General features: G+C 45.4%; 19 protein-coding genes. 3 read left to right on the top strand and 16 right to left on the bottom strand.

Annotation, left to right across the window (positions count from 1 at the left end):
- Positions 1 to 54: 54 nt before the first annotated feature.
- Entirely contained in the window at positions 55 to 1,323 is a 1,269-nt protein-coding gene (locus R7E42_RS16195) for an O-acetylhomoserine aminocarboxypropyltransferase/cysteine synthase family protein (protein WP_205460833.1), read from the bottom strand.
- 117 nt (positions 1,324 to 1,440) lie between these two features.
- Positions 1,441 to 2,352: a LysR substrate-binding domain-containing protein gene (locus tag R7E42_RS16190; RefSeq protein ID WP_137281744.1), complete on the bottom strand. Its 912-nt coding sequence runs from the start codon at positions 2,350 to 2,352 to the stop codon at positions 1,441 to 1,443.
- 106 nt (positions 2,353 to 2,458) lie between these two features.
- Here R7E42_RS16190 and R7E42_RS16185 point away from each other — a divergent pair, with 106 nt between their 5' ends.
- Entirely contained in the window at positions 2,459 to 3,715 is a 1,257-nt protein-coding gene (locus R7E42_RS16185) for a D-amino acid dehydrogenase (RefSeq protein WP_171344843.1), read from the top strand.
- 307 nt (positions 3,716 to 4,022) lie between these two features.
- Positions 4,023 to 5,570 (top strand): alanine/glycine:cation symporter family protein, encoded by a 1,548-nt coding sequence (locus R7E42_RS16180; RefSeq protein WP_318072818.1) that lies wholly within the window; start codon positions 4,023 to 4,025, stop codon positions 5,568 to 5,570.
- A gap of 100 nt (positions 5,571 to 5,670) precedes the next feature.
- Here the strand turns inward: R7E42_RS16180 and R7E42_RS16175 are convergent, their stop codons facing one another.
- From R7E42_RS16175 to guaB, 5 genes are all read right to left on the bottom strand, one after another.
- Positions 5,671 to 6,261: an acetate uptake transporter gene (locus R7E42_RS16175; RefSeq protein ID WP_005381682.1), complete on the bottom strand. Its 591-nt coding sequence runs from the start codon at positions 6,259 to 6,261 to the stop codon at positions 5,671 to 5,673.
- Between the two features lie 182 nt (positions 6,262 to 6,443).
- Positions 6,444 to 8,126, bottom strand: a complete 1,683-nt coding sequence (locus R7E42_RS16170; protein ID WP_005381683.1) for a chitinase — start codon at positions 8,124 to 8,126, stop codon at positions 6,444 to 6,446.
- Positions 8,127 to 8,338: 212 nt separating this feature from the next.
- Positions 8,339 to 9,862 carry a Na+/H+ antiporter NhaC family protein gene (locus R7E42_RS16165; protein WP_005381684.1) on the bottom strand — a complete coding sequence of 508 codons (1,524 nt, stop codon included), beginning with the start codon at positions 9,860 to 9,862 and terminating at the stop codon, positions 8,339 to 8,341.
- Positions 9,863 to 10,027: 165 nt separating this feature from the next.
- Positions 10,028 to 11,581, bottom strand: coding sequence for a glutamine-hydrolyzing GMP synthase (gene guaA, locus R7E42_RS16160; RefSeq protein ID WP_005383721.1), 1,554 nt, complete (start codon positions 11,579 to 11,581; stop codon positions 10,028 to 10,030).
- 99 nt (positions 11,582 to 11,680) lie between these two features.
- Complete coding sequence (gene guaB, locus R7E42_RS16155) at positions 11,681 to 13,147, bottom strand: IMP dehydrogenase (RefSeq protein ID WP_042521181.1); 1,467 nt, start codon at positions 13,145 to 13,147, stop codon at positions 11,681 to 11,683.
- Positions 13,148 to 13,378: 231 nt separating this feature from the next.
- Between guaB and xseA the strand changes: the two genes are divergently transcribed.
- On the top strand, positions 13,379 to 14,710 hold the full coding sequence (gene xseA / locus R7E42_RS16150; RefSeq protein ID WP_318072817.1) for an exodeoxyribonuclease VII large subunit: 1,332 nt from the start codon (positions 13,379 to 13,381) through the stop codon (positions 14,708 to 14,710).
- Between the two features lie 13 nt (positions 14,711 to 14,723).
- On the opposite strand, the gene R7E42_RS16145 is transcribed toward xseA, so the two are convergent.
- From R7E42_RS16145 to R7E42_RS16105, 9 genes are all read right to left on the bottom strand, one after another.
- Positions 14,724 to 14,948, bottom strand: coding sequence for a zinc ribbon domain-containing protein (locus R7E42_RS16145; RefSeq protein ID WP_005381691.1), 225 nt, complete (start codon positions 14,946 to 14,948; stop codon positions 14,724 to 14,726).
- A gap of 309 nt (positions 14,949 to 15,257) precedes the next feature.
- Positions 15,258 to 16,133, bottom strand: coding sequence for an alanyl-tRNA editing protein (locus R7E42_RS16140; RefSeq protein ID WP_318072829.1), 876 nt, complete (start codon positions 16,131 to 16,133; stop codon positions 15,258 to 15,260).
- Between the two features lie 59 nt (positions 16,134 to 16,192).
- A complete protein-coding gene (gene der, locus R7E42_RS16135; RefSeq protein WP_017820569.1) occupies positions 16,193 to 17,689 on the bottom strand; it encodes a ribosome biogenesis GTPase Der in 1,497 nt (498 codons plus the stop codon).
- A gap of 167 nt (positions 17,690 to 17,856) precedes the next feature.
- Positions 17,857 to 19,017 (bottom strand): outer membrane protein assembly factor BamB, encoded by a 1,161-nt coding sequence (bamB, locus tag R7E42_RS16130; RefSeq protein ID WP_258514759.1) that lies wholly within the window; start codon positions 19,015 to 19,017, stop codon positions 17,857 to 17,859.
- A gap of 12 nt (positions 19,018 to 19,029) precedes the next feature.
- Positions 19,030 to 19,644, bottom strand: a complete 615-nt coding sequence (locus R7E42_RS16125) for a YfgM family protein (RefSeq protein ID WP_158173685.1) — start codon at positions 19,642 to 19,644, stop codon at positions 19,030 to 19,032.
- A 126-nt stretch (positions 19,645 to 19,770) separates the two neighbouring features.
- Complete coding sequence (hisS, locus tag R7E42_RS16120) at positions 19,771 to 21,039, bottom strand: histidine--tRNA ligase (RefSeq protein ID WP_005381698.1); 1,269 nt, start codon at positions 21,037 to 21,039, stop codon at positions 19,771 to 19,773.
- Positions 21,040 to 21,065: 26 nt separating this feature from the next.
- Positions 21,066 to 22,184, bottom strand: coding sequence for a flavodoxin-dependent (E)-4-hydroxy-3-methylbut-2-enyl-diphosphate synthase (gene ispG / locus R7E42_RS16115; protein ID WP_005381699.1), 1,119 nt, complete (start codon positions 22,182 to 22,184; stop codon positions 21,066 to 21,068).
- A gap of 6 nt (positions 22,185 to 22,190) precedes the next feature.
- Positions 22,191 to 23,141 (bottom strand): cytoskeleton protein RodZ, encoded by a 951-nt coding sequence (gene rodZ / locus R7E42_RS16110; RefSeq protein WP_136976155.1) that lies wholly within the window; start codon positions 23,139 to 23,141, stop codon positions 22,191 to 22,193.
- Between the two features lie 435 nt (positions 23,142 to 23,576).
- Entirely contained in the window at positions 23,577 to 24,704 is a 1,128-nt protein-coding gene (locus tag R7E42_RS16105) for a bifunctional tRNA (adenosine(37)-C2)-methyltransferase TrmG/ribosomal RNA large subunit methyltransferase RlmN (protein ID WP_017633913.1), read from the bottom strand.
- Positions 24,705 to 24,776 lie beyond the last annotated feature (72 nt).

The raw sequence follows: 24,776 nt of genomic DNA, 5'->3' as shown, positions 1-24,776 counted from the left end.
CAGCTTTTTTAAAGGCTGGCCTATGGGTAACCCAAAGCTAAAAACAGAATCGTTTTACGAGTTTAGTGCCTGTTCTAAATCGGCTAGAATATCGTCAATATGTTCAATACCCACCGATAAACGAATCATCTCTGGAGACACACCAGCTTGTTTTTGTTCTGCTTCGCTCAATTGACGATGAGTCGTCGATGCAGGATGGCAAGCCAATGATTTTGCATCGCCAATGTTCACCAAACGCTTAAAGATTTTCAAAGCATCATAAAAACGCACACCAGCGTCATAACCATCTTTTAAACCAAACGACAAAATCGCAGAAGGCTTACCTTTCATGTATTTTTCGGCGAGATGGAAGTGTTCAGAACTTGGCAATCCGGCATAACTTACCCAACTGACTTTGTCATTCTGTTCCAAGAATTCAGCCACTTTGAGTGTGTTCTCGGTATGGCGCTCCATACGCAGCGGTAACGTTTCTAACCCTTGCATAAGCATAAATGCATTCATCGGTGATAATGCTGCTCCGGTATTACGCAGTGGTACGGTACGCGCACGCCCGATAAATGCCGCCTCACCAAACGCTTCGGTATACACCACGCCGTGGTAAGAAGGTTCTGGTTGGTTGAAAACAGGAAAGCGGTCTTTGTGCTGTGCCCAAGGGAATTTACCGGAATCCACAATCACGCCACCCAATGTGGTGCCATGCCCACCAACGTATTTAGTGAGAGAGTGAACTACGATATCCGCACCAAATTCGATGGGTTTGCAAAGCACTGGCGTCGCAACAGTGTTATCCACAATCACAGGTACGCCTTGTGCATGAGCAAGCTCCGCCACACGTTCTAAATCGATGATATTACCCGCAGGGTTCCCAATGCTCTCGCAGTACACCGCTTTGGTATTTTCATCAATTAACTCGGCCAAACTTTCTGGCTTGTCATCTTTGGCAAACTTCACTTGAATACCTTGATTTGGCAGCATGTGCGCAAACAAGGTGTAAGTACCGCCATAAAGTTGCGGCGTAGAAACGATGTTATCGCCCGCTTGCGCTAACGTCAGAATCGCATAGTTAATCGCTGCACTCCCCGCACTCACGACCAACCCGGCAATGCCGCCTTCTAACGCTGCCATGCGTTTTTCCAGCACGTCATTAGTCGGATTCATGATGCGAGTGTAGATATTCCCCGGCACTTCCAAGTTAAACAGATCAGCACCATGCTGCGCGTTATCAAACTCGTACGCAACCGTTTGATAAATCGGTGTCGCGACAGATTTGGTGGTCGGGTCAGTTTCGTAACCAAAATGGATGGATAGCGTTTCGTCTTTCATGTTCTTCCCTGTCTTTCATCACTCAAATAGCGGCAAGAAAAGCACTTACCTTGCTTAAAACTTATATTGCCCAATTTTTCAACAAATAACGTAGGGGCGAATCACAGAGATAAAACGCTAATTCAACTGTCCAAGTAACCAGTGACGAAACGTTTCTGTCGCATTCGTACGTGTGTTCATGATCAAGTAATACCCTGCATTGGCAGGAATCGGTTTGAATGGAGAAACCAAACGCTCTGTCGTCAATTCATCCTCAATCAGTGCCATTCGTGCCATCGCAATCCCAACGCCAGCTTCGGCTGCAGACATCGCCATATCCGTTCGATTAAAAAAGTGTCCGATATCGGTTTTAAAATCCAACCCCATCGCTGACGCCCAATATAGCCACTCATAGTCACGCGTCGCTTTTTCCCATGGCATCGCATCGTGTAGTAGCGTCGCCTCTTGCCATTGCTTCACTGGCATTGAGTTTTTTTGCTCACCAAACAACGTTTTTAGCCAGCCATGATCCTCAAGGTATTTTGGACTCATCACCGGTAGCAGATGCTCATCCAAAATCAGCTCCGCGTTAGCATTTCTATAAGGATGAAGACCATAGTCAATTGCGACGTCATAGTCTTTTATCTCACTATTTACCAGCGCACCTTCCGCAAAGATTTGTACTTGGATATCCGGATTATCATGATGGAAGCTTTCGAGCTTTGGGACTAACCATTTGAAAGCAAAAGAAGGCGTCAACTTCAAACGAATTTCATTGGTTTGCTTTTCTACTTTGAGCTCATCAAGCAATTTGCTCAGTTCCGAAAAGTGAAACTGCGTCGCTTGGTGTAACTGAGTGCCTTTTACGGTTAAACGAATACCGCGAGAGTGGCGTTCAAATAAAGTAAAACCTAATAACGCTTCCAAATGAATAATTTGTTGGCTTATGGCACCAGTGGTGAGGTGTAAATGTCTTGCGGCACCAGTAAAGCTGCTGTACTCCGCGACTTGGCTAAATAGGCACAAACCACTTATCAGATTACTTTTCATCCTTGAGCCTATAGTTTTTCTAAACGCAGTGTGTAATTTATATCGATTGTTAACAAAAGGTAAAGAAAAGAAACTGAGCACTCTGATAAATGTGTGGAGTGCATCAATGGAAGTCATCGTATTAGGCAGCGGCGTTATCGGCTTAACCTCTGCTTGGTATTTATCTCAAGCAGGCTATCAAGTTACCGTCATTGACCGCCAAGCAAGCAGTGCCATGGAAACGAGCTTCGCCAATGCCGGGCAGATCTCATATGGCTATTCTTCGCCTTGGGCTGCGCCTGGTGTTCCTGTTAAAGCCATTAAGTGGTTAATGGAGGAGCATGCTCCACTTAAAATCAAACCCACTCTGAATGCCGACATGATCCGCTGGGCGAGTAAAATGGTCGCGAACTGCACCCTACCTCGCTATCAAGTTAACAAGGCTCGCATGCTTTCGATCGCTAACCACAGCCGTATTTGCTTAGAACAGTTACGCCAAGAACACGCCATTGAGTATCAAGGACGTCAGTTTGGGACCTTGCAAGTATTCCGAACACATCAACAGCTGCAAGCCATTGAAAAGGACATGCAGCTCCTTGAACAAAGCGGAACCCGATTTAAGCTAATGGACGTCGAACAATGTATTGAACAAGAGCCAGGGCTTGCACTTGTGAAAGACAAACTGGTTGGTGGCTTGCATCTACCTGATGACGAAACGGGCGATTGCCATCAATTTTGCCAACAACTAACGGAGCTTGCTAAGGCACACGATGTCCGATTTGAGTTCGATACTGAAGTAAGCAATTGGGTTACAGTAGGCAAAAAGATCATAGGTGTCCAAACGAACCGAGGACAATTTAAAGCAGACCAATATGTAGTGGCCTCTGGCAGCTACTCTACAGCGCTACTCAAGCAACTCGATATTGATATTCCGGTCTACCCTGTCAAAGGCTATTCACTCACCATCCCGATGGAGGATGAACACTTCTCTCCTCGATCTACTGTGATGGATGAAACCTATAAAGTCGCTATGACTCGATTTGATGACAGAATTCGCGTAGCTGGCACCGCAGAATTAGCAGGGTTTGATGCTTCCCTTCCACAAAAGCGCAAAAACACCATCGAAATGGTCATCCGTGATCTTTTTCCTCGTTGTGGTGACTTCAGCCAAGCTGAGTTTTGGAGCGGCTTTAGGCCAATGACGCCTGATGGCACACCAATTATCGGCGCGACTAAATACGATAACCTTTTTACTAACACCGGACACGGAACTCTGGGCTGGACGATGGCTTGTGGTTCAGGTCAATTGCTAGCAAGCGTAATGAAAGGTGAAAAAGCAAAAGTGATGGATAATGCGGAGCTTAACCTTTGTCGTTACGCCTGAGGACATCACTGAACAAAAAACAGGCAGACACTTACTCCACAAAATGCATAACCACTGGCATTTTTAACTCATCAAAATCGCAGCACATTTAAATGACAATGTGCTGCATAATTAATCATCAGGCAAATCTTCTACCTAAAAGGAGCAAATAAGCAACAAGAACCAAATTTTAACAACTACTCTCCATTCTGTGTTCATCATCACGCTACAAAGGATTTGTAGCTAAAAAAGTTAACAATTGCATTACATAAAGGGTAATGTATTGTGTGAAAAACAACCACAAACACAACTAACAGGGAAAATACTCATGCAGTCATTAGTTGATTTTCTGAATGGAATTATTTGGAGCCCGGTACTGATCTATTTGTGCCTTGGCGCAGGTTTGTTCTATTCAATCATGACGCGTTTTGTACAAATTCGTCACTTCTTTGAGATGTGGCGCTTATTACTTTCAGGGAAGAGTTCAACAAAAGGGATATCATCATTTCAGGCACTTGCCGTTTCACTATCTGGCCGTGTAGGTACAGGTAACATTGCTGGTGTTGCTGCTGCTATCGGTTTCGGTGGCCCAGGTGCCGTATTCTGGATGTGGGTCGTTGCCTTCTTTGGCGCTGCAACCGCATACGCAGAATCAACACTTGCACAAATTTATAAAGAAGAAGACGAAGGCGAGTTCCGTGGTGGCCCTGCTTACTATATTGAGAAAGCAATGGGACAAAAATGGTACGCTTGGATCTTTGCTATCGCGACCATCTTTGCTTGTGGTGTTCTACTTCCTGGCGTTCAATCGAACAGTATCGGTAACGCAGTAGAAGCCGCATTTGGCTCAGGTGACATGATTGAAACCGCTATTGGTACCTTCAGTTTTGCTAAAATTTTCACTGGTACGGTTGTTTGTGTCATTTTGGCTTTCATCATTTTTGGTGGCGTAAAGCGTATCGCGAACTTTACCCAAGTCGTTGTGCCATTTATGGCGTTAGCTTACATCATTACTGCGTTTGTCATCATCCTTCTAAACATTGGTGAGGTTCCACGCATTTTCGGCATGATCATTGGTGACGCGTTCACACCAATGGCAGGCGTTGGTGCAGCAATCGGCTGGGGTGTAAAACGTGGTGTCTACTCCAACGAAGCAGGTCAAGGTACTGGTCCTCACGCAGCAGCAGCAGCGAGTGTTGATCACCCAGCTCAGCAAGGTCTTGTTCAATCTTTCTCTATTTACATCGATACACTACTTGTGTGTTCAGCAACCGCGTTCATGATTCTTATCACTGGCGCGTACAACGTAAATGGTGCGATTGAAGGTACATTCCTGGTTCAAAACCTACCAGCGGATATTGGTGCAAATGGTCCTGTGTTTACACAGATGGCGATCGAAAGCGCACTACCTGGCGTGGGTAAACCATTCATCGCAATCGCTCTATTCTTCTTCGCGTTTACGACCATTCTGGCTTACTACTACATTGCAGAAACGAACATTGCTTACATTCGTCGTACGTTCAAAGTAAATGGACTGATGTTTATTCTGAAAGTCATCATTATTGCATCCGTGTTCTACGGAACCGTGAAAACCGCCAACTTAGCATGGGCGATGGGTGATGTAGGCGTAGGACTGATGGCGTGGCTAAACATCATCGGTATTTTGATCATCTTCTTTATGTCGAAGCCTGCACTCAAAGCACTGAACGACTACGAAGAGCAACAAAAACGTGGTGTGACCGATTTTACATTTAACCCTGTTGCACTGGGCATTAAAGGCGCAGATTACTGGGAAGATAAGTACCGACGTAAAACGGGTAAAGCACCAACGGCAGACAGCAATAGCGCAGAAACTGTTGAGCAACCATCAACATAGCGTTATCACATAAATAAGAAAAAGCAGTGGTCCGATTGAGGACATAAAAAAGGGGGATTAACCAATGGTTAATCCCCCTTTCTTCATTATGAGTAGCAGCTTAGGCGATAACCGCTTCAACTTTACGAGCGATTTTTGCTTTACCTACAGGTAACACTTCACGACCAAATTCGTTGTTCAGTACTTGTGCCATTGCGAAGTAAATTGCACTTGCGCCACAGAAGATACCCTCGAAGCCAGCGATAGCACCGATCACTTCGCTACCAGTGAAATCACGAGCAGCAAGCAAGAAGAACAGGATAGTTAGAGAGCCAAATACCACTTGCTTCGCTGTTGGGTAACATAGAGAACCAATGAACATGAAACCAGTGAAGATGCCCCAAAGCGCTAGGTACCAACCCATAAAGCTTGCAGGGCTTGCAGGAAGACCCATGTGAGGCATTACGATTAGACCAACCAATGTTAGCCAAAATAGACCGTAAGAAGTAAACGCAGTTGTGCCGAATGTATCACCGCGTTTAAAGCACATGATGCCAACGATTACTTGGCTAAGGCCACCGTAAAAGATGCCCATCGCTAGAATCATAGAGTCAATTGGGAAAAATCCTGCATTATGAATATTGAGCAGAATAGTGGTCATACCGAAACCCATAAGACCTAGCGGTGCTGGGTTAGCCAGTTTTGTCGACATGTACAAATACCTTTTTTCAAAAATGTTGATAAAAAATGCGCGCGAATTTTAATGGGCTCCAGAACAAAAGAGAAAAGCTGTTATTGAAAACTTAGATTCCATAAATAAACCACTACATATATAAAAAAAGACCCTGCAAAAAAGCAGAGTCTTTATAGATGGTTAGGTTGTTTTTTACTCGATCACTGACAAGAAATCTCGTCCCAGAACCAGTTGCTTTGCGTTGGGCTTTCCCACACTCCTGGGCCATTTTTCGCAACAAAACATTTGTTTTGGTACGTCACTTTATCGCCGTTAGCGACTTGCGTTACACCCGGCTCCCACTGAATAAAATTGCCTGTCACTGGTGGTTCTGGCTCGGTTACTGGCGGCTCTGGCTCAGTCACCGGTGGTTCAGGTTCCGTTGTAGGCGGCTCCGTAGGAGTGCCTGAAACCAGCTTCCAAGGGTCTCCTTTCGTTGGCTCATTACCTTGTGACCACCATTTCGCTTCGTAAACAGCACCTTGGTAAGAAACTTGATCACCCGTGTTATATACTTTGCCAGAATCCCAAGCTGCCACACCACCTACAGGCGGATCGACCGGATCCACTGGGTCTAACTTGTCAACTACACGAACTTCTGGCCAACCCGCATGAGATTGGTAGAAGTTAGTTACACATTTCTCATAGTCACCCGCAACTAGCGCAGAGTAAGCCGTTTGGAAACCAACAAGTTCACATTCAAAAGAGTGGCCTCCCGGACGATCTGAGTAGTATTTCCAGTTCCCATCCCAGTTGGTGTACAACACGTCTGTCGCACCATTCAGATTTAAGCTGCCGTAAGGCGTCTGCTGCCAACAGGTATTGGTCTCATCGGCTTCAATTGGAATTTGATAATGAGCGGCAAGTCCTTCCCAATAGCGAATACGGTTAACAGGTTGACCTTTATCTTTGTTTTGCTCTCCACACTCAATACCACCATTGATCACGTTGATGGTGGTACCAAAGCCGTAACCAATGCCAGCATCAAGCTCACGCTGTGAAGGCACCCAAGTACGGTCAATCACATGTAGCATTGCAGGTTTCGGTGCTTGTGGGGTTAGGAAGAACCAGATAGCCGATGCTAAGTTCAGCCACGAATCCGCAACCAAGCCTGGATTTTTCAGCAATACAGATGCATCGCCATCAAACATCACTTCAGAGAACGCGCCATAGTTAAAATGGTAAGAAAGCTGCTTTGCACCACGTCCAAAGTAACCTTGTCCAGACTCACATGGCCAGCGTTTGTTTTGCCAGTCATTTTGACCACAACCTGTTGTGTAACCTTCTTGCCCTTCAGACCATCCCATTTCTCGCACATGAACCAAAGCTTGCTGCCACTCTTCCAACCCTAGCGGATTATCCGATACGTTATCAATCGAAATATGGCCACCGGTTTCTTGTGCAAAGTGAGCAAACGCTGTCACGATCGATTTTTTACAAATTGCATCCGAATCACGACCGTCTGTGTACTCACCACAGAATGCAGGGAACTTACCAATTGCACGTAGGAAACGCGTGTAAGTGTATTCAGGTGCCGCCATTTGAGTCAGGAAGTCCCACTCACTTTCGGGGAATACACGCTCTACACGCTTCACGTTTTCTGGGTTGGTTGTCGCCCCTGGAACAATCGCTTCAACCACTGAGTTCGGGCGTGTCTCTAATGCTTGTGACCAAATGGCATACATAGGATCAGAAGTTTTGCTTTGCTCTACGGCTTGAACGTCACCACGAGCAATAACATAACCATTCGGATTTTGCGGATCGGGCTGAATATTCATACTCGCATTCACTTGTGCTGCTAAGACACAACTCAATGCAAGAGGAAGATGTTTGAGTGCAAACATGTCTAGTCTCCGGATTTCAACAATACAATATACGAGGAATAACTAGACATATAGTGGTTCATATATACGAAACACCGAGCCAAGTACGTTGATTCTGCGAGACAAAATGAATAAATAGGTCCTCACACACATTTTGTCACAAGAAAAATGTTACCTTGACTCAAAAGAAAAGCGGAGACCCTGTGAGCCTCCGCTTTGCGATGTTTCTCTCTTTATTGTTCTGCCGAAACCACCTCTAGCTTCGCGGTTGACTTTTGTTTAGACAGCACAAAATAAACCACACACTGAGAAATAATTGCGGCAAGCACAATCACTGGTGAGGCGTTGATTCCAGCTAAAAGAAAACACCCCAATGCGATCATTCCATTGAGTAATGCGTAAGGTAATTGTGTACGGAAGTGCTCATACTGTTCACACCCCGCTCCTGTCGACGACAAAATCGTAGTTTCAGAGATGGGAGAACAGTGATCGCCAAACAAGCCACCAGATAATACCGCACCAATACAAACCAACAGTGGTGCATCAATCGCGACGGCAGTTGGGATCACTAATGGCATCATGATGGCAAACGTCCCCCAAGATGATCCCGTAGCGAACGAGATAATACCGGCCAGTAAAAACGCAACCGCTGGCAATAACCAGTAAGGGAAACCGGCTTGAGCTTGTTCAGCAATGTATGCAGCTGCACCTAATTCTTTCCCAACCGAGCTAAGCGCCCAAGCCAATACCAGAATCACCGCCACTGACATCATGTTTGACATCCCTTTCAGATAAACCTGAATACCATCCGAAAGCTTTCTTACGCCATAAAACGCCATCAGCGCAATTAAAGTGAAGGCCGCGAAGAAATATGCAGAAGAAAGTGCAGCCCTAAACGTTGATCCTGCCACTTTTTGAAATGGAAAACCGTGTGGCACGAGGATGGTACATAGAACCACCAGCATAACGAGCAAAGGTGCCCATACAAAACTAGATTTTGCATTTTTATGCGTAAACACATTCATGGACTCCTGCACTTTCCCAAAGTCGGAGCCCTGCTCTGCTAGTTGTTCAGCCTTCGCCATCGGTCCGAAATCTAATTTGAAGAAAGAGACAATCGGCACAATCGCGATCGCAAGAAAGGCGTAAAACTGATACGGGATCGCACCAATGAAAGCATCCCAATCACTCATACTGACATTCAGGGCAGTAAACTCTTTTTGAATCAATCCCATGATGTAAACGCCCCATCCGATAAAAGGGATCAAGATTGCGACGGGAGAGGAAGTCGAATCGATAATAAAAGCTAATTTTTGGCGTGATACTTTTAACTTATCAAATAAAGGGCGAAAAACAGGGCCAACAATCAGTGGTGTACCAAGGTCTGAGAAGAAAATAACCACACCACCGAACCATGCGGACAGTTGAGCTTGGCATTTACTCGCAACCCATTGAGTAACCTTTTTAGCAAACGCCACACCACCGCCAGATTTCTCCATCAAGGCAACAAAGCCACCAATAAAGACCAAGAGCAAAATGACGCCCGCATTGTAGCTGTCAGTTAATTGCGGCAGTAGATAGCTTTTCATCAATGCACTAAACGAGTCTAGTGGCCCTTTTTCGACAAATGTCCCTTCGAGCATAGCGACACCACTCACCACACCCGCGAATAAACCAACAACGACATTTCTTGTGGTCAGCGCGAGGAAAAGAGTAATAAGGATGGGAATGAGAGAGGTAACGTCAGCCTGTTCCATAGCAATACCATTTATGATAATTAAACAATTAAAATGAATATATATTTAATTTAACCGCATGTATATATCTCTCACAAAAAAGTTGAGTCACCTCTTCACAAACTTGAAGTACAAAAAAACCAGCCCGAAGGCTGGTTCTTATAAACTCAACTGTCTAGAGGAAAATTATTCCCACTCGATAGTCGCTGGTGGCTTACCAGAAATGTCGTAAACAACACGAGAAATGCCATCAACTTCGTTGATAATACGGTTAGATACCTTACCAAGGAAGTCGTATGGTAGGTGCGCCCAGTGTGCCGTCATAAAGTCGATGGTTTCTACTGCACGCAGTGATACAACCCAGTCGTATTTACGGCCATCGCCCATTACACCTACAGAGCGAACTGGTAGGAATACCGTGAACGCTTGAGATACTTTGTCATATAGGTCTGCAGCGTGAAGCTCTTCAATAAAGATAGCATCAGCACGACGTAGCAAGTCACAGTATTCTTTCTTGATTTCACCAAGAACACGAACACCTAGACCTGGACCTGGGAATGGGTGGCGGTAAAGCATGTTATAAGGCAGGCCTAGCTCTAGACCAATCTTACGTACTTCATCTTTGAACAGCTCACGTAGTGGCTCAACAAGACCCATTTCCATGTCATCTGGAAGACCGCCCACGTTGTGGTGCGATTTGATCACGTGCGCTTTACCAGTCTTAGATGCAGCTGACTCGATTACATCAGGGTAAATCGTACCTTGAGCTAGCCATTTCGCGTTTTTCAGCTTCTTAGACTCTTCATCGAATACATCTACGAATACGTGACCGATAGTCTTACGCTTCTCTTCTGGGTCAGACTTGCCTTCAAGTGCTTTTAGGAAGCGTTCTTCAGCGTCAACTTTGATGATGTTCAAACCAAATTGGTCGCCGAACATATCCATTACTTGTTGGCCTTCGTTTAAACGAAGTAAACCGTTATCAACAAATACACACGTTAGCTTGTCGCCGATTGCACGGTGAACCAGCATCGCGACTACCGATGAATCAACACCACCAGATAGACCTAGGATAACTTCGTCGTCACCCACTTGCTCTTTAATACGAGCAACCGCATCTTCGATGATAGATTCCGATGTCCATAGACGCTCACAGCCACACACGCCAAGAACAAAGTTCTCAAGCATTTGTAGGCCACCTTTTGTGTGTGTCACTTCTGGGTGGAACTGAACACCGTAGTATTTCTTCTCTTCGTTCGCCATCGCAGCGTAAGGACAAGTGTCTGTCTCACCAACTTTTACGAAATCGGCTGGGATCTCTACTACTTTGTCGCCATGGCTCATCCAAACGTCTTGAGTTGCTTCAAGGTCTTTAAATAGAGCACATTCACCAGAAACTTTAACCTGAGCGTAGCCAAACTCACGTTCGTTAGAGCCCGCCACTTTGCCTCCTAGCTGTTCCGCCATGGTTTGCATGCCATAACATACGCCAAGCAAAGGAACACCAGAATCAAACACATATTGAGGCGCGCGTGGAGAGTTCTCTTCCGTTACGCTTTCTGGACCGCCAGATAGGATAATGCCATCTGGGTTGAATTCGCGAATATCCGCTTCTTCTACATCCCAGCTCCATAGTTCACAGTAAACGCCGATTTCACGTACGCGGCGTGCTACTAATTGAGTGTACTGAGAACCGAAGTCCAAGATCAGAATACGTTGGTCATGGATATTTTTAGTCATTTTGAGCAGTCTTTTTAAGGCTAAGTGATTAAAACCGAGGCGAGTGTACTCGCCTCTTCTTAATGCTTCAAGGAAAAAGCAAACGTTTCCGTTGGGTAATTAGTTCCCTAGACGGTAGTTCGGCGCTTCCTTAGTAATTTGAACATCGTGTACATGAGACTCTTGCATACCTGCACCAGAGATACGTACAAATTCAGCTTTCGTACGCATATCTTCGATAGTTGCAGAACCAGTTAGACCCATGCTTGAACGTAGACCACCCATTTGTTGGTGTACGATCTCTTTTAGACGGCCTTTGTATGCGATACGACCTTCAATACCTTCTGGTACTAGCTTGTCCGCTGCGTTGTCAGACTGGAAGTAACGGTCAGAAGAACCTTGAGACATAGCACCAAGAGAACCCATGCCGCGGTAAGACTTGTAAGAACGGCCATTGTATAGAATTACTTCACCCGGCGCTTCTTCAGTACCAGCAAACATAGAACCAACCATCACACATGATGCGCCAGCTACGATTGCTTTACAGATATCACCTGAGAAACGGATACCACCGTCAGCAATAACCGGAATACCATAATCATTAGCCACTTCTGCCGCATCTGCGATTGCAGTGATTTGTGGAACTCCTACACCCGTTACAATACGAGTTGTACAGATAGAACCAGGGCCGATACCAACTTTCACTGCGCTTACGCCAGCTTCGATTAGTGCTTTAGCACCAGCACCTGTTGCTACGTTACCACCGATGATGTCTAGATCTGGGTAAGCTGCACGTGTTTCGCGAATGCGGTTTAGTACACCTTCAGAATGTCCGTGTGAAGAGTCGATAAGTAGAACGTCAACGCCTGCTTCAACTAGAGCAGCAACACGCTCTTCGTTACCAGCGCCAGCACCAACGGCTGCGCCAACACGTAGGCGACCACGCTCATCTTTACATGCGTTTGGTTTACGTTCTGCTTTGTGGAAGTCTTTCGCAGTAATCATACCGGTTAGTTGGAACTCATCATTCACAACCAATACTTTCTCTACACGAGCTTCGTGCATTTTCTCTTGCACTTCTTCTCGTGTTGCACCTTCTTTAACTGCTGCCAACTTCTCTTTTGGCGTCATTACTGAAGATACTTTCTTAGAAAGGTCCGTCACAAAACGAACGTCACGACCAGTGATAATACCAACAAGCTCATTGCTCTCAGTGACAACAGGGAAACCTGCAAAACCATGTTTTTCAGTGAGTGCAACAACATCAGCGATGGTCGCGTCAGGGTTTACAGTAACCGCGTCAGTCACCATACCAGCTTCGAACTTCTTAACTTTACGAACTTCGGCTGCCTGCTGCTCAATAGACATGTTCTTGTGGATAAAGCCAATGCCACCCTCTTGCGCTAGCGCAATCGCTAGACGAGCTTCAGTAACAGTGTCCATAGACGCTGAAATCATTGGGATGTTTAGGGTGATGTTCTTAGTTAGCTGAGTGCGAAGATCAGCTGTGTTTGGGAGAACGGTGGAGTGTGCTGGCACAAGTAGTACGTCATCGAATGTCAGCGCTTCTTTGGCAATTCTTAGCATTTGCAATATCTCACAATTAGAGGAGTAAAAAGAACAATCCAATCTCATCGTTTCGCATAATGAGGGTAACCTGTGTTAGCAACAAGCTACATTTGGATTAGATATTGCGGAGGGATTATACGGTTAACGCAATCGCTTGACCACAAATTTTTTAATTTTTTTCTTGCAATTACCCCCTTGCTATGTATTATATTGCCGCTAATTTCCATACTCACGTCTAAGAGATTAGCTGTGCTCTCCAAGACCAATCAAAACATCTTTACTGTTTCTCGTCTCAACGCAGAAGTTCGTTTACTCCTTGAAAACGAAATGGGGATCGTTTGGCTCGTCGGAGAGATATCCAACTTTTCAGCTCCTGTCTCTGGTCACTGGTACCTCACTCTTAAAGACTCTCGCGCTCAAGTTAAATGTGCCATGTTTCGTGGTAACAATCGCCGCGTTACTTTCAAACCCGCTAACGGTAATCAAGTCCTAGTAAAAGCTCGTCTGTCTCTTTATGAGCCTCGCGGTGACTACCAATTGATCATCGAAAGCATGCAACCGGAAGGTGATGGCCGTCTTCAACAAGAGTTTGAAGAGCTGAAAATGAAGCTTGCAGCAGAAGGGTTGTTCGCGCAAATCAATAAGCAATCTTTGCCTGAGCACCCTAAACGTGTTGGCGTCATCACATCGAAAACTGGTGCCGCGCTTTACGATATCTTAGACGTATTGAAACGTCGTGATCCTTCCCTACCTGTTGTGATTTATCCGACAGTGGTACAAGGTGAGGACGCAGCCATTCAAATTGCACAAGCCATTGGTCGCGCTAACAGCCGTGATGAATGTGATGTACTAATTGTGGGCCGAGGTGGTGGTTCATTAGAAGACTTATGGTGCTTTAACAACGAGATATTAGCTCGCACGATTGCAGCAAGCCAAATTCCTATTATTAGCGCCGTTGGACATGAAGTTGACGTGACAATAGCTGATTTTGTCGCCGACGTACGCGCGCCTACTCCATCAGCAGCCGCTGAGCTAGTAAGCCGTGATAACAGCCACAAAGATCAAGCTTTAGTTACCCGCCAGCATAAGTTAGCGAGCGCGATGCGTTACTACCTAGCACAACAAAAGCAGCAATCTGCTCAATTAGTGCACCGTCTAGAGAGACAGCACCCAAGCTATCGCTTGCAACGTCAGACGCAACAGTTAGATGAGTTGGACATGCGCTTACAGCGAGCGATGAGTCGTTTTATTGCCTTGCGTCAACAGCGAATCGAGCGTCAACATTATCGGCTGCAATTAAATTCTCCTGTAACACGCCTTGCCGAGCAGAAGTCGAAGCTAGAACGTGTTGAGCAAAAGCTCATGGATGCAATGGATCGCAAATTACTGACTATGCGCCATCAACTCGCGATTGCCGCAGAAAAGTTGGACACCGTCAGCCCACTAGCGACATTGAAACGAGGTTACTCAATTACTCAAACTGAGCAAGGTAAAGTAATTACGCAATCTTCAGATGTAAAGTCGGGAGATGTATTGATTACCCGGTTAGCCGAAGGTGACATTCGTTCTACCGTTAACTGAATACAAACTCTGGTTAACTGACTTTCTGGAACTCAAATCGGACACGTGATTTTGATTTGAGTTCATTACACACATTACAAAAGTAACTCGCAGCACCGCATGCTTGCAGCTTCTCCAGCTCCGCCTCACAATCAGGGCAAAAACCTACCTTTTTAAAATCCGATTCACACTGTGCACAATGGTATTGTCCTGTCCATTCCAGTTCGACATTGCAAGTCGGGCAAATGTTCTGCTGCATATCCCGTTCCTCTCTCTAAACTAAGCAATTTCGAGTAACGCATGCTACTCAAAATAACGAACAAGTATGTTGATCTTCATCACCGCCCCAACAAGTTTCACGAGGCGTTAACCATACTTGAAACGTAGGATCTTATACTGATCGTCTGATATTTACTCCTTGATCAGCGATCACCCCTTAAAAGAATATTTATATAACCACACACCGAAAGCATAAGTTACATATTCTGCATTCCAATTTAAGACAGAATAAAAAACCCTAGATAGATTTAATTAAACGAAAAATCAGAATTTAATAAAAAGATCTTATTCAAAAAGCAGTGTTTACATTGGTGTGCATTTCGATAGTTTGAACGTCGAGCTTAACGAGTTTAACTTGGATAAAAGCAAACTCATTTAAATGGCTCGCATGCGTTCCACCACAAGGGATTACCGCTAATTGACCTTCCCCTAAATCGCACTTCCAATAGCGAGAATCCGTTAATCTTTCGCCGTGGCATTCCATGGTGATCATCGCATCTCTTTGAAGCCATTCAACCAGTTGGCCATTCACTTTTTCTGCAATCGCCTGGAGGTCATTCAGCATATCTGCACTGTTTAATCCTCTTTTACGAAGTGTTTTACCCAAACGGTACGTATCGAGGCACTTGTCTGGAGTGACATAACTCGTGACTTGCGCATAGCTATTAAAGTCATAATAACCATGTGGGTCTTTGCGGTCTGCGTCTTTTCGCCAATAGTCTTCCGATAGTACTTTATTCAACGCCAAATACGCTAAGTGTCCTGCAGTGTGGCCTCGACTCACAGCATTTTGATAGTCTTTATCTACCGCTAATGTTACCAAGTCATTAATTGCACATGATTCCGTACGTGATAAAACATGCACGACGACAAACACCCAACCTTCAGCATCACGCTTTACAGGGATATCACTACCCACATACAGAGCACCACTTTCCTGCTCCACTGCCCCAACTTGGCAATCTACCACGTCATGCTCAGCCCCATTCACCTTCAACGTTCCTTTGTCTGCAGGGTGATCCGGCCATATGTGACTAACGGGATGGAACGGCGTGACATCTGTAATAACGTAAGTCACTTCTTCCGTAGATTGAACGAGCTGTATTTGTGCTTCTAATTGCCATGTTTGATGACAAAAACGAGTCTTTGTTGCTGTGATAGTCATTTTTACGATTACTTTTGATAAAAAAATACCCAAGTAGAAACTTGGGTATTCGAATTTCATTATTTATTGCGGTTTTTCACCATCGACATCATACGCTTACGTTTACGCTCTTGTGATAGCGTAAGCTTATTCGTACGGTTCTCGTATGGGTTATCACTGTTGTGGAAGTTAATGCGAATCGGTGTTCCCATAATTTCCAGAGACTTACGGAAGTAGTTCATCAGATAACGTTTATACGAATCTGGCAATTCACGAACCATGTTACCGTGGATAACAACGATCGGTGGGTTGTAACCACCTGCGTGTGCGTATTTGAGTTTGATACGACGACCACGAACCATTGGCGGCTGGTGATCATCCACTGCCATCTTCATGATACGCGTCAGTACTGAGGTACCTACACGTGTTGTCGCAGAGTTGTATGCTTCTTGGATAGATTCAAACAAATGACCAACGCCAGTACCGTGTAGCGCGGAGATAAAGTGGATACGCGCGAAATCGACGAATCCTAGACGACGGTCCAGTTCTTTCTTCACGCTTTCTTTCACGTCACTGTCTAGACCATCCCACTTGTTAACGGCGATGACAATTGAGCGGCCAGCATTCAGTGCAAAACCAAGCAAGCTTAGGTCTTGGTCTGAAATATTTTCACGAGCATCAATCACCAGTAGAACGACGTTTGCATCTTCTACCGCTTTCAGCGTCTTAACAACAGAGAACTTTTCAACCGTTTCATTGATACGACCACGACGACGAACACCTGCGGTATCAATTAGTACGTATTCGCGTCCATCACGCTCCATCGGGATGTAGATAGAATCGCGCGTTGTACCTGGCATATCGTATACAACTACACGTTCTTCACCCAGAATACGGTTAGTCAGTGTCGATTTACCTACATTCGGACGACCGATGATCGCCAACTTAATCGGCTGCTCTTGAAGGCGCTTGAATTCAGCTTCTGCGTCTTCTTCAGTGTAATCTTCAACAAGAGGCTCTTCGTCTTCGAATCCAGTCAGGTCTTCAATCTCACCTTCTTCAGATTCACTTGTTAATAGATCATCAAAGAATGGAGATAAAGCACGCTCAAGCAAAGCGGTCACACCACGGCCATGAGCAGCCGCAATCTGGTACATATCATCCACGCCGAGCTGCCAAAAATCAGCACACGCCGCATCGGCATCAATACCATCGATTTTGTTTACTACCAGCATCGCTGGCTTTTCAATTTTACGCAGATGCGCAGCAATTGCTTCATCTGAAGGTGTCAGACCAGCACGACCGTCAACAAGGAACAATACAACATCAGCCTCATCAATCGCGGCTAATGACTGTTCTGCCATCTTTGTTTCCACGCCTTCTTCTGTGCCATCGATACCACCAGTATCAATCACAATGAATTCGTGCTCTTCACCAAGTCTCGCCTGGCCATATTTACGGTCTCGCGTTAGGCCTGGAAAGTCCGCAACCAACGCGTCACGAGTGCGAGTCAATCGGTTAAATAGTGTAGATTTACCTACGTTCGGACGCCCTACTAGAGCTACAACAGGTACCATAACAACCTCTACAATAATCTTTCTTCTGTAGTTATAGGTAACGACTTGCTCGATGCCAAATCAAACCAGCTTTTTACCTATAACCACGTCAGGGTTAATAAATTCAAACAACAAAACGGCTCCTAGCTGTCACCAGCCAGGAGCCGAATGTGAATTATATCACGATATTATTCGTTAATGGTTAGTTTCTTTACATCGCCGTTGCGAGTTGTAATCACATAACCATCCGACAATAACGTCGGGCCAACAGCCAAGCCGCTATCATCGACAAACTGCTGCGCAACAAATTCGCCCGTTGAACGATCCATCCAGTGAAGGTAACCAAGCGTGTCACCGACAACGAGATAATTGCCAACAATAACTGGCGCTGTAAGTTGTCGGTGCTCAAGCAAGCTGTTTTCCCACAACTCAGTCCCGCTTCGTGAATCAACGGCAACAACATGATCTTTTTCCGTTATCACAAAGATGCGACTACCATCTGTAGAAATGTCTGTCGCAGATGAGTAATTACGCTTCCAAATCGGGTTCGCTGAACGCAAGTCAATGGCGATAAGTTGACCATTGTATCCAATGGTGAAAAGAGTACCGCCTAGCACAATTGGCGATGAATCAACGTCAACCAAACGATCAATTTCTGTCGCGCCTTTTGGCGTACCAACAGGCTGTTGCCAAATCAACTGACCACGCTCAACGATAGCAGCTGCGAGTCTGCCATTTGCCGTTCCCCAAAATACACCGCCGCCAATTGCAGTCGGTGTACTGTCGCCACGTAAAGTTAAGTTCGGCACTTCTGTGCTCAATGCCCAGCGTTGCTCACCTGTACTCTCATTAAGGGCAATCAACATGCCTCGGCTAGTATTGATGATAATAAGGCCTGAATCTGCAACTGGCTTCGCCAGTACCTCACCACCAACTTTTACACGCCAAACAATTTCACCTGTTTCTTGGTCAAGAGAGATGACTTCACCATTCTCAGAGCCAATGTAAAGGTTTCCGTATGCCGCTGTGATACCACCAGAGAGACGAGCAATGACATCTTCTTCTAGGTCCGTTTGCCAACGTTGTTTACCATTCTCAGGATCCAGCGCTTTTACTAAGCCATCACGACTTGCCACGAACAATGTATCATTCGCAAATACAGGGGATAGCTTTGAAAAGTAATGACCGACACCATCGCCAACCGATGTGCTCCACTCACTACTGGTTGTAAACTGACTGTCTACCTGAGGTAGTGGCGCCATTACAATGGTGTCTTTCTCACCTGCACAACCGGCAAGTACTCCCATTGTTAACGCCCCTAGCAAGGCTTTCGTAAAGACTCTTTTCATCCAATGCGGTCCTTATTTCGCCAGATCGTCCAATTTCATTTGTAGTGTCGGGCTTGCATCTGCCGCTTGCTGAGCTTCAGTATACGCAGCGTACGCAGCATCTTTGTCACCTTGGCGAATCGCAATATCGCCACGAAGTTCAGCAATACGACCTGTCCATGCTGTATCAGTGACGTTACTTAGCTCTGCCGTTGCAGCGTCGAAGTTACCCATTTCCGTCTCAATACGCGCAATGCGGTAACTAATCAATGGTAACAACGCAGCATCTTGAGTGTTGCTTTGCGCCCACTTCAGTTGCTCCAATGCAGCAGAAATGTCTTGAGCTTCAACTTGTGCTTTAGCAAGTTGTAGCGCAGCCAATACTGAGTATTCTTTTACTTCATTTGACTCAATGAAAGCTTTCACGTCAGCTTGAGCATCAGTGCCTTTGTCTTGCAAAGCATTCATTGCTGTCGTGTAGCTTTGAGAAGCTGCTTCACTCGCCTGAATCACAGAATCCTGGTAGTAACGCCAGCCAAATAGACCACCTAAACCAACAACCGCACCGATGATGACGGCTTTGCCGTTTTCCTTCCACCAGTCTTTAATGGCTTCAACTTGTTGTTCTTCAGTATCGTAAAGTTCCACTTCCTGTCCTCTTAAAACATGTAAATGGCAGCTTAGCTGCCATTGTTCCTATTTCGTTTAAAGGCTCCACATTTGGGAGCCTTAGCTTACGAACTAGGATGTAATTTTGTTAGATTACTAAAAGACTTAAATCAGTGCTGCGATCTTTTCTGCAACTTCTGCTTGGTTGTAAGTCTCTTGCTCACCACCAGCTAAGTCTTTCAGTACTACGGTATTATCCGCAACTTCGTTTTCGCCCAGAACCAATGCTACAACAGCACCAACTTTGTCTGCGCGTTTAAACTGTTTCTTGAAGTTACCGCCACCGAAGTGATTCATCACACGAACGCCTGGAACAGACTCGCGAAGCTGTTCTGCTAGCTTCATTCCTGCCATCATGGTGCCTTCACCCGCAGTGACTACGTACACGTCAACACTGCGACGAACGTCTGTCAGTTCCAACGTTTCTAGCATCAGTACTAGGCGCTCTAGGCCCATTGCAAAGCCAACCGCTGGTGTTGGTTTACCACCTAATTGCTCTACAAGGCCATCGTAACGACCACCTCCACATACAGTGCCTTGAGCACCTAGGCTCTCAGTGATCCACTCAAATACCGTGCGATTGTAGTAATCCAGACCACGAACTAGACGTTCGTTAACTGTGTATTTGATACCTGCGGCGTCTAAAAGTTCACATAGACCTGCGAAGTGTGCTTTAGATTCTTCACCCAAGTAATCTGAAAGGCGAGGCGCATCACCTAAAATAGCTTGAACGTCTGGGTTCTTCGTATCCAGAACACGCAGTGGGTTCGTGTGCATGCGACGCTTACAATCTTCGTCTAGCACATCGATATGTTGCTCAAGGAATGCAACCAGTGCAGTACGGTAGTCTGCGCGGTCTTCTTGAGAACCGATAGAGTTCAGCTCAAGACGAACATGTTCATTGATACCTAGCTCACGCCATAGACGCGCCGTCATCATGATAAGCTCTGCATCAACATCTGGACCATTTAGACCAAACACCTCAACACCACACTGGTGGAATTGACGGTAACGACCTTTCTGCGGACGTTCATGGCGGAACATAGGCCCCATGTACCACAGACGCTGTTCATCACGGTTGATCAGGCTGTTTTGGATACATGAACGTACACAACCCGCCGTACCTTCAGGGCGAAGTGTTAGGCTGTCACCGTTACGGTCATCAAAGGTGTACATTTCTTTTGAAACGACGTCTGTCTCTTCACCAACAGCGCGACTGAATAGGTTTGTTTCTTCAACGATTGGCATGCGCACTTCGTTATAACCGTATGCGCTAATTACATTTTTCACTGTGTTTTCTAATTTTTGCCACAGTGGCGACTGAGTTGGGAGGCAATCGTTCATGCCTCGAATTGCTTGAATTGTTTTTGCCACAATACTTACCGTAATTCTCGTTGAGATTAATCTTGTACTTTAACTTCGATGCGGTTTTCGCCATTCATCATAGCTGCTTTCGCACGGATCTTAGCTTCTAGCTTATTCACAAGGTCATCGTTATCAAAGCGCTCTTTCTGGCGTTTACCATCTTCGTAGAATGCGCTCTTCTTGTTACTACCTGCTAGACCTAAGTGAGAAACTTCTGCTTCACCAGGGCCGTTTACCACACAACCGATGATAGACACATCCATTGGCGTGATGATGTCTTCTAAACGTTGCTCCAGTGCATTCACCGTACCAATCACATCGAATTCTTGGCGTGAGCAGCTTGGGCACGCAATAAAGTTGATGCCTCGAGAGCGAATGCGCAGAGATTTAAGGATGTCGAAACCGACTTTGATTTCTTCAACTGGATCGGCAGCCAAAGAGATACGCAGCGTATCGCCTATCCCTTCAGATAACAGCATACCTAAGCCAACAGATGACTTAACAGCGCCAGCTCGAGCACCACCCGCCTCTGTTATACCTAAATGAAGAGGCTGATCGATTTTCTTCGCCAGCAGACGATATGAATCCACCGCAAGAAAAACGTCTGAAGCTTTCACGCTAACTTTAAATTGGTCAAAGTTAAGACGATCGAGATGATCTACGTGACGCATCGCCGATTCAACCAAGGCTTCTGGCGTAGGCTCACCGTATTTCATCTGTAGATCTTTTTCCAAAGATCCACCATTGACACCAATACGGATCGGGATGTTTTTATCGCGAGCGCAATCAACAACAGCGCGAATGCGCTCTTCATTGCCGATGTTACCAGGGTTGATACGTAAACAGTCAACTCCGTACTCCGCAACTTTCAGCGCGATACGATAGTCGAAATGAATATCAGCCACTAATGGTACAGAAACTTGCTGTTTAATCAGTTTGAAAGCTTCTGCTGCGTCCATCGTAGGTACAGAAACTCGAACGATATCTGCGCCGACTTTTTCTAGTGCTCGGATTTGAGCGACTGTCGCTTCTACGTCAGTCGTGCGAGTGTTAGTCATTGACTGTACTGCAATTGGCGCACCATCACCAATTGGTACATCACCCACATAAATACGCGTCGATTTACGACGAATAATTGGAGATTCGTGTTGCATAATTTTTTATAACGGTAGAGTGAATCTAGCTACTTTGCCTGAAGTATACCCAGAAAGGTCGACAGGTTCACTTGCAAATGTCATTGTAACCCCTTCCGGTGCGCCTAATATCACTTTAAATGGCGCTTTTCCGGTAAGTTCTACATCTTGTCCTGGCTTATGAGTACCACTTACCAGCGTTTTACCATTGGTGTCTTTTACTTGAATCCAACAGTCCGCTTTAAACTTCATAGTAAGAAGTGTCATGCCTTCAGGTACTACTGGCGCAGGCTGTTCCTCTTCCGCCGCTTCAATCACGGCAACAGGTTCTTCAGAATCTACGCTTGTTGTATTTTCAGTTTCAGTCAGCAAAGGATCCGCCCCTTGCTCAACGGGTGCTTCAGTCGATTCAGCAACGCCTTCATTAGTTGAAGCAACTTCTTCAGGAGTGCTTGCGATTAACTCTTCAGCCGTCATCAAATCGATATCAGCTAATTCTTGAGCAGTGGGCTGCGGCGCTTCAACACTTGAATCCGTTACTTCCTTAGTTAGGCTATTCTCTTGTTGGTTTTGCCACCACCATGCCGCTGAAATGCCAATAATGACCAGCCCGATAACCCAAGTAAGGAGCATAATACGGCTATTGTGCTTCTCGTCTTTTGTTTTACGAGAGAAGCTTTGCATTTCAATTTCTTGCTCTTGAGGCTGAGCATCGGCAGTCTGCTCTAACGCCGTCAAAACCACCTTCTCATCAAGACCTACGAATTTAGCGTAAGAGCGTAAGTAACCACGCGTAAATGTCGCGACTTGTTGAGATTCAAATCGGTTATTTTCAATATCTTCAATCACAGAAATGCGAAGCCTCAGGCGATCGGCAACTTGCTTTTGGCTCATTCCCAAGGATTCACGTTTGTTTTTCAGTAATGTGCCAGCTTCAATAGAGAGTGGCACTTCATTCGTATTTTCGTGTTCTGTCATAATGGCGGTATTTAATCTGTTTTAGTGGCTAACGTGGTCATGTATTTTCGTTATTGTTCTTAAGCCTCTTTAAAGATAGCTAGCCTAAACGCGTTAACCAAAAATAATAATTTTAAGAAACTCTCAGCGATCTGAGTGCGAATACCCGTTTTGCAAAAATCAGCAAAACGTATGTGAGAAAATGCTGAGAATTATCGGTGTCATCGTTAGTGTTACATATCATGATAAGCGAATGCGCAACGAAGACAAAAACTCTTTACACTCAAACTAACAGATAGCTCAAGCTTTTGTCCAAACTTTGACAAAGGAATTCGAAATTATACCCAAATAACCTTAGGTTGAAGAGTGATAGTCCCAAATCTTGGCGAAAATGTCCTAAACAATAAACAAAATAGCCAGAGCGAATGGCTCTGGCTATTTTTGAATTCCGGTCGTTTATACAGCTTTCACTTCAATGGTATCGGCACCGCGTGACGCTTTCAGCATTGCCGTACGTTTAGTTCGGTCAATTACATCACCGACCAACTGACCACATGCGGCATCAATGTCATCACCACGTGTTTTACGAACCGTAACTGTGTGCTCGTATTGCATCAATGTTTTTTGGAAGCGATCAATACGTGAGTTACTTGGTTTCTTGTAAGGTGAACCTGGGTACGGGTTAAACGGAATCAAGTTAATCTTACATGGCGTGTCTTTCATCAGCTCAGCCAGTTCACGAGCATGGTCCATGTCATCGTTCACATGATCAAGCAACACGTACTCGACTGTTACCTTGCCACGGTTTGCATTCGATGAAGCAATGTAACGACGAACGGATGCTAGGAAATCTTGAATATCCCAACGATCGTTAATTGGCATGATTTCACTACGCAGCTTATCGTTTGGCGCATGAAGAGAGATCGCCAACGCAACGTCGATTTTGCCCGTCATCTGATCAAGACCAGAAACCACACCTGATGTTGATACGGTTACACGACGCTTCGACAAACCAAAGCCAAGGTCATCCAGCATTAACTCCAATGCAGGAATCAAGTTCTTCATATTAAGAAGCGGCTCACCCATGCCCATCATCACGACGTTCGTAATTGGGCGACGGCCTGTTTCTTTCTCAAGACCAATTTCACGTGCAGCACGCCACACCTGACCGATGATCTCTGAAACTTTCAAGTTACGGTTAAAGCCCTGCTGTGCTGTTGAGCAGAACTTACATTCCAATGCACAACCTACTTGAGAAGATACACAAAGCGTTGCGCGATCATCTTCTGGAATGTAAACCGTTTCTACATCCTGATCACCAACCTTCATTGCCCACTTGATCGTGCCGTCTGAAGAATGCTGGGCTTCTGCTACAGTTGGTGCTTTAATTTCACACTTGTGTAAAAGCTTTTCGCGCAGCTTCTTGTTGATGTTTGTCATTTTTTCGAAGTCATCTACACCGAAATGGTAGATCCACTTCATAACCTGATCGGCACGAAACGCTTTCTCGCCAAGTTCTTCCGCGAAAAACTGACGCATGCCTTTGCGATCAAAGTCGAGTAGATTGATTTTTTCAGTGGTCATGTTGCCTCTCAATGACTGAAACAAGAATAAGGGCGCGAATTGTACAGCCTTTATGCAGCTACAACAAGGGGT

Source organism: Vibrio sp. Vb1337 (assembly GCF_033338715.1).
GTDB classification, from domain to species: Bacteria; Pseudomonadota; Gammaproteobacteria; order Enterobacterales; family Vibrionaceae; genus Vibrio; species Vibrio alginolyticus.
The sequence above is the reverse complement of the archived record's forward strand: the minus strand, read 5'-3'. Positions and strand labels throughout refer to the sequence as shown.